This is a genomic window from bacterium (assembly GCA_035371905.1).
In the GTDB taxonomy this organism is placed as follows: Bacteria; Ratteibacteria; UBA8468; order B48-G9; family JAFGKM01; genus JAMWDI01.
The window spans coordinates 1-7,208 of the sequence record DAORXQ010000085.1; the positions used below are offsets into that span (position 1 = coordinate 1).

At 28.1% G+C, this 7,208-nt stretch carries 6 protein-coding genes; all 6 read left to right on the forward strand.

Annotated features, from left to right (window positions below; all coding sequences use genetic code 11):
• Positions 1 to 1,014: hemolysin family protein (locus PKV21_08140; GenBank protein HOM27458.1), on the forward strand; the 1,014-nt coding region annotated here is incomplete at its 5' end.
• Positions 1,007 to 2,431 (forward strand): lysine--tRNA ligase, encoded by a 1,425-nt coding sequence (lysS, locus tag PKV21_08145; protein ID HOM27459.1) that lies wholly within the window; start codon positions 1,007 to 1,009, stop codon positions 2,429 to 2,431. The genes PKV21_08140 and lysS, both read left to right, overlap by 8 nt.
• On the forward strand, positions 2,424 to 3,938 hold the full coding sequence (gene murJ / locus PKV21_08150; GenBank protein HOM27460.1) for a murein biosynthesis integral membrane protein MurJ: 1,515 nt from the start codon (positions 2,424 to 2,426) through the stop codon (positions 3,936 to 3,938). Before lysS ends, murJ begins: the two co-directional genes overlap by 8 nt.
• 1 nt (position 3,939) lies before the next feature.
• Positions 3,940 to 6,450, forward strand: a complete 2,511-nt coding sequence (locus PKV21_08155) for a GH116 family glycosyl-hydrolase (GenBank protein HOM27461.1) — start codon at positions 3,940 to 3,942, stop codon at positions 6,448 to 6,450.
• On the forward strand, positions 6,447 to 6,797 hold the full coding sequence (locus PKV21_08160; protein HOM27462.1) for a cupin domain-containing protein: 351 nt from the start codon (positions 6,447 to 6,449) through the stop codon (positions 6,795 to 6,797). The genes PKV21_08155 and PKV21_08160 overlap by 4 nt, the downstream gene beginning before the upstream one ends.
• A 155-nt stretch (positions 6,798 to 6,952) precedes the next feature.
• Positions 6,953 to 7,208: hypothetical protein (locus PKV21_08165; GenBank protein ID HOM27463.1), on the forward strand; the 256-nt coding region annotated here is incomplete at its 3' end.

Genomic DNA, 7,208 nt, shown 5'->3' on the forward strand with positions numbered 1-7,208 from the left:
ATTATACCATCAGTAATTGCAGGGATTATGACCTTTATTATTCTTGTTTTCGGTGAGATAATCCCTAAAAGTATTGCTAAAAAACATTTTGAAAAAATTGCTCTTTTAACATCATATCCATTAAAGATTTTTTCTTTTATTTTTTATCCTTTTGTCAAAATCTTACTTTTTATTTCAAATGTTTTTCTGATGATTTTCAGGGAGAGAATTGATACAATAATGCCTGTTTTAACAGAAGAAGATGTAAAGGCAATGATTTCAGCAGGAGAAAAGGAAGGAGTTATAGAAAAAGAAGAAAAAGAGATGATACACAGTATATTTGAATTTGGAGATAAAATGGTTAAAGAAATAATGACTCCGAGGGTTAATATAGTTGCGGTTGAAGAAAATACATCTCTTGAGGATATTGTTAAAAAAATCAGTTTATCTGGATATTCAAGAGTTCCGGTTTATAAAGATAATATAGATAAAATTACAGGAATTGTCTATATAAAGGATATAATAGCAAGACAGACAGAAGAAGCATGGGAAAAACTTAAAGCAAAAGACATATTAAGAAATGTTTATTTTGTTCCTGAAACAAAAAAAGTTATTGAATTGTTAAGAGAATTACAGATGTTAAAATTACAAATGGCAATTGTTATAGATGAGTATGGCGGAACTGCTGGTCTTGTAACCATAGAAGACCTTATAGAAGAAATTGTTGGAGAGATTTCAGATGAATTTAAAAAAGATGAGAAGGAATATATAAAAATAAGTGAGGGAAAATATCTTATAAAAGGGAGTATGGAAATTGAAAAAGTTGAGGAATTACTAAAAATAAAAGTTCCACCAGAAATTGATATTGAAACAATCGCTGGTTTTGTTTTATCATATTTTGGAAGATTTCCTAAAAAGGGAGAAGAGTTTGAATATGAAAATTATAAGTTTGTTGTTCAGGACGCAGATGAAAAGATTATTAAATGGGTTAAGGTTGAGAAATTAGAAAAAGAGGAAGGAGAAAAATATGAGTGAAAATCAAATGAGAGAGGTAAGAATAAAAAAACTTGAAGAACTTAAAGAAGAAGGAATTGAAGTTTACGGAAGAAGATTTTTTAAAACAAATATTGGAGAAGTTAAGGAAGATGGTAGTTTTAAAATTGCTGGTAGAATTATGGCTATTAGAGGTCATGGAAATGCTGCTTTTGCTGATATAGTTGACAGTACAGGTAAAATTCAGGTTTACTTCAAAAAAGATATAGTGGGTGAGGAAAATTATGAAATTTTTAAGAAAATTGATATAGGAGATATTGTTGGAATTGAAGGTGAAGTTTTCAGAACAAAAACAGGAGAAAAAACTATACTTGTTAAAAATTTCCTTATCCTTTCAAAATCATTAAGACCCTTACCTGAAAAATGGCATGGATTGAAGGATGTTGAGATAAGATTCAGGAAAAGGTATCTTGATTTGATAATGAATGAAAGTGCAAGAGATATTTTTAAAAAAAGAATAATGATTTTGAAATTTATGAGAGAATTTTTGAATGATAAAGGATTTGTAGAAGTTGAAACACCAATGATGCATCCAATTCCTGGAGGTGCTGAAGCAAAACCATTTATTACATATCACAATACACTTGATATGGAACTCTATTTAAGAATTGCACCTGAACTTTATTTAAAAAAACTTCTTGTAGGAAATTTTGAAAAAATATATGAAATAAACAGGTCCTTTAGAAATGAAGGGATTTCAACTTTACATAATCCTGAATTCACAATGCTTGAATTATACTCTGCTTACGGTGATTATGAAGAGATGATTGAGATAACAGAGGGATTAATCTGTTTTTTATCTGAAAAAATTTTTGGTTCTCTTACTTTTGAATATCAAGGGAAAAAGATTGAACTTACAAGATCGTGGAAAAGAATTAAATATGAAGATGTTTTTAAAGAATATGCAGGGATTGAGAATTTCAGAGATGAAGAAGTTATAGATAAAAAAGTGAAGGAATATCAGATAGAAGTGGAGGAAAATGAAACATTATTTGATAAACTTGAAAGTATTTTTAAAAAGAAAATTCAGCCACTTCTTATAAATCCAACATTTATTATTGGTTATCCTGTTGAAATATCTCCACTTGCAAAAACATTTAAAGATAGCCCTGAAATAACAGAAAGGTTTGAACTTTTTATTGGAGGTATTGAGGTTGCAAATGCTTATTCTGAATTAAATGACCCGATTGAGCAGTTGAAAAGATTTGAAGAAAAATTTAAAGATGTAAAGGATAAAGAGAAAAAAATTGATTATGATTTTGTGGAAGCACTTGAATATGGAATGCCACCAGCAGGAGGTCTTGGAATAGGAATTGACCGACTTGTTATGCTTTTTACCAATTCATCTTCAATAAGAGAAGTTATATTTTTCCCTCTTTTAAAACCAAAAAATGAGTAAAAAAATTTTCAGGGCAATATCTCTGCTTGCTATTGGAACAATAATTTCAAGGTTTTTTGGACTTTTCAGGGAAATTGTAAGTGCTAATTTTTTTGGGACAACAAAAATTTATGATGCATTTTTACTTTCATTTATGATACCGAATTTTTTCAGGGGACTTCTTGCGGAAGGTGCTTTAACTTCTTCTTTTATTCCTGTTTTTACAGAATATTTATCAGATGAAGGGGAAAAAAGCCAATTAAAAGAGATTGTGGATATAACCTTTACTTTATCGCTTATATTCACATTTTCTCTCTTTTTAATTTTTTTTATATTGAGTGAAATAGGAGTGAGAATTCTAATATATGAAAGTAAATGGTATTATGTTTTTTTGCTTCTAAAATTTACCTTTCCATATCTGATTTTTATTTCTCTTTCTGCCTTATACACAGGAATTTTAAACTCTTATAAATCATTTTTTTTACCTTCAATTTCACCTATTGTTCTTGATTTTTTCTGGATTTTATCATTATTTTATTTTGCTCATTTTTTTGGAAATACTCTTGAAGAAAAAATTTTTTCATTATGTTTAGGAGTTATTTTAGGTGGAATAGGACAGTACTTAATACTTGTTCCATCTGTCAGAAAACTTGGTTATTCTCCTAAAATAAGTTTAAATTTTTCTCATCCAGCAATAAAAAAAATGGGTTTTTTATTTCTTCCGATGATTGTTGGTGTTGCTGTTGGTCCTATAAATTTACTTGTTGATTATTCACTTGCAAATTTCTTATCATCAGGAATGGTTTCTGGACTCTGGTATGCTACACGACTTTATCAACTTCCTCTTGGTATATTCGGTATTTCAATTTCAACAGCAGTTTTACCTTGGTTGAGTGAAAATTTTTCAAAAAAAGAATTTGATAAGTTTAGGGAAAATCTCAATTACGCATTTAAGATTCTTTTTTTAACCATTATACCTTCAACTATCTTTTTGATTTTTTTAAAAGACGAGATAATTACATTTCTCTTTAAAAGAGGTATGTTTGATGTAAAATCAGTAAATTTGACCTCATATCCTCTATTTTTCTATTCTCTTGGACTTGTTTTTTACGGTGGTATTTCAGTTATGACAAGATGTTTTTATGCTTTTAATGATACAAGAACTCCTGTAAAAATCGGTGTTTTCAGTATTGCTACAAATTTTATTCTTGATATAATTTTAATGCAGTTTCTTGCTCATGGAGGAATTGCTCTTTCTACTTCTCTTGTGGGACTTATAAATTTTCTCTTACTTTTTTATTTTTTTAATAAGAAACATTTAAAAGTGGATTATGGAAAGATTTTAGAAATATTTGGAGTTTCCTTTATTTCTGCAATTCCCATGTTTATTTTTTTAACAATTTTCAGAAATTTCCTTCTTCAAAAACTTAATTTATTCAATTTTTTATTTTTATCAGTTTCTTCTGGATTGATTTTATACTTCTTTTCTTTTAAATTTATAAGCAGAATTTTAAGAAGGAGGATATGAAATGAAAGGGATTAAATATGAAGGAAATAAGATTAAACAGATAAAATTTCTTCTTGGAGGAATTGGTGCAGGTAATGTTTCTGTTGAAGGGAAGGGCTCTTTAACTGACTGGGAAATATTTAATAGACCGGGAAAAGGAAAAAGAATGTATGGGAATTTTGTTTCATTAAGGGTAAAATCAAAAGACGGGATAAAATATAGAATTGTTTCAGGAAATCCTTTCCCTCCATTTGAAAGCGCTGGTGGTTATCAAAATCTGAATATGGAAGGATGCCCGTGTTTTGAAAGAGTTGAATTTACCAATTATTTTCCCTTCGCAATTATTGATTTTTCAGATAAAAGATTATCATTAAAAATTACTCTTGAAGCATTTACTCCTTTTATTCCTCTTGATTATGAAAATTCTTCTCTGCCTATAGCAGTTTTTACATATAGAATAAAAAATCTCACCGAAAAAGAACTTGAAATTTTTCTTGCTTTTTCAATTATGAATCCTGTCGGAACAGATGGAACTGAAAATTTAAATTCACCTAAAAATGTATGTTTTGGCGGGAATATCAATATTTATAAAGAAATAGGTGAAGTTAAAGGTCTTTATTTAAAATCAAATAAATATGAAAAAGAAAGTCATAGATATGGGAATATTTCATTGTTCACAGATTCAAAAAATATTTCATATAAAACTCAGTGGGAAAAAATTGGATGGTGGACTGATTATGAAAATTTCTGGAGAGAATTTAAAAACGGCAAGTTTGAATTTGTTGAAAGTAAAGAAAGTCAAAATGGTGAAACATACTGGGCAACTCTCGGTGTAAAGGAAAATTTAAAAGGAAAAGAGGAAAAAGAGATAAATTTTTATCTTTCATGGTATTTCCCAAATAGAATAAATTACTGGGGATTGAATGAAGAGGTAAAAAATAAAATTTTAAAAAACTGGTATTCAAAAAGATTTTCTGATTCAGCAGAAGTGGTTAAATACTATATTAAAAATAAAAAATACCTTAAAGATGAAAGCATAAAATTTGCAGAAAGTTTTTTTTCTCAGAGTTTACCCGAAAGTTTTCTTGCAACAATAAGTTCTCAGTTTAATACTTTAAGAAGCAATACATTTTTTATTACTGAAGATGGACGTTTTTATGCTTTTGAAGGATGTTCTGATAATAATGGTTGCTGTCCATTGAACTGTACCCATGTCTATAATTATGATTTTACTGTTTCCTATCTATTTCCGAATTTTATGAAAAGCCAGAGAGAGGTGGATTATCTTTACAATACGGATGAAAACGGTTATATGGCTTTTAGAACAAATATACCTTTAGGGATAAAACTCTGGCAGTTTAAACCAGCAGCAGATGGACAGATGGGAACAGTTTTAAAAGCATACAGGGAATGGAAAATTACAGGGGATAATGAATTTTTGAAAAGAATATATACAAAATTAAAAAAGTCGGTTGAATATGCTTGGGAAAACTGGGATAAAAATAGAGATGGTTTAATGGAAGGAGAACAGCATAATACCTATGATGTTGAATTTTATAGAGAAAATCCATTTACTTCTTTTATTTATCTTGCATCATTAAAAGCAATGGAAGAGATTTCGGAATTTATGGGTGATATAGATTTTAAAAATGAATGTAAAAGGATATATGAAGAAGGAAGGAAAAAGGTAATAGAAGAACTCTGGAATGGAAAATATTTTGTTCAGAAATGTAAAATCAATCCATTGCCACCATACCAATTTTTGAATGGATGTTTAACTTCTCAATTACTTGGTCAGTTTTTTGCAGATAATCTAAATCTTGGTTCAATTGTTGAAGAAAAGTATATAAAAAAGACATTATCTTCTATTTTAAAGTATAACTTTATAGATTTTTCAGAACACATAAATTTTATGAGAATATATGGAATTGGAAATGAAAAAGGAGTTATTGTATGTTCTTTCCCAGAAGGTAGGCCTGAAATTCCAATGCCTTACTGTGATGAGGTCTGGACAGGAGAAGAATTTGTTATTGCTTCACTGCTTATTAGGAGAGGGAAATTAAAACAGGCAAAAGAAATTATTGAAGCAATAAATAATAGATATGATGGTGAAAAAAGAAATCCATTCAATCATATTGAATGTGGTTATCATTATGGTAGAGGTTTTTCTGCTTTTGGTTTAATTTTATCCTATCTTGGTTTTTTTGTTGACAATGTGAGAAAGGAGATTTATTTTTCACCTGTTTTGCTGAAAAAAGAATTAAATATTTTCTTTTCAACCGGAACCGGCTGGGGTAATTATAAGTATTCTAAAAAGGGAAAACTACAGGTTGTTGAAATAGAAATTCTACATGGTTTTATAGAAATGAAAAATTTGATTTTTAAGATAGATAATGTTAAAAATAGGAAAATTGAAATTAAAGTAGACGATATAAAAAAGGATTTTGATTTTGTTTTGAATAGAAATTCTGTTAAAATATTTTTTGGTAAACCAGAACTAATTTTAAAAAGAATAAAAGTTTTAATTAAATGAAAAAAAATTATATTACAAAAAAGACATTTGAAAAAATAAAAGACGAGAAGTTTAATTTACTTATTGGAGCAAATCTCATAACCATAACCAATATTCAGTTGAATTTTCATAAAATTAATTCTCCAACATATCCTCACTATCATCCAGATGCTCAATTACTTTATTATTTAAAAGGTTCAGGGATAGAGGAAATTGATGGGAAAAAATTTAATATTGTTCCTGGTTCTTTTGTCTTTATTCCATCTTACAAAAAACATGCTTTTTTCCCTTATAAAGAAACAACAGCAGAAATTTTTACAATGAGATTTGAAGCAAAGAAGAATATTATAAAAAAGTTAATGTTATAAAATTAGATTACAATGAAATAATATTTAAAGAAATTGTAAACGATGCACTTAATAAGTATCCACCTTTTGATGCAAATAATCCGAACGTAGGTTTTAAAGATACGTTAATATGGAAAACCATATTATATTCAAAAGAGGTAGATAATTGTGATGTCTTGTTTTTCTTTTCTGGTGATAAAATTTTTACTAAAGAAAATAATGATAAATTTCTTATAGAAGAGTTTAAGAAAAAACATTCGAATACAGATTTAAGAATTCATTTTTTTGAACCTAATGGAAATCAAAGACAAGAGGCACTTAATAAGCTGATTGAAGAATATAAGCTACCAAGAACTGAATTTGTAAAATTATATGATAAAAATTTAATAATTAGATATTTTGATAAAATAAAATTCAATGATGAAGATGTTG

Coding starts and splice junctions, on each gene's coding strand:
- lysS (HOM27459.1), top strand. CDS start 1,007: ATGAGTGAAAATCAAATGAGAGAGGTAAGAATAAAAAAACTTGAAGAA.
- murJ (HOM27460.1), top strand. CDS start 2,424: ATGAGTAAAAAAATTTTCAGGGCAATATCTCTGCTTGCTATTGGAACA.
- PKV21_08155 (HOM27461.1), top strand. CDS start 3,940: ATGAAAGGGATTAAATATGAAGGAAATAAGATTAAACAGATAAAATTT.
- PKV21_08160 (HOM27462.1), top strand. CDS start 6,447: ATGAAAAAAAATTATATTACAAAAAAGACATTTGAAAAAATAAAAGAC.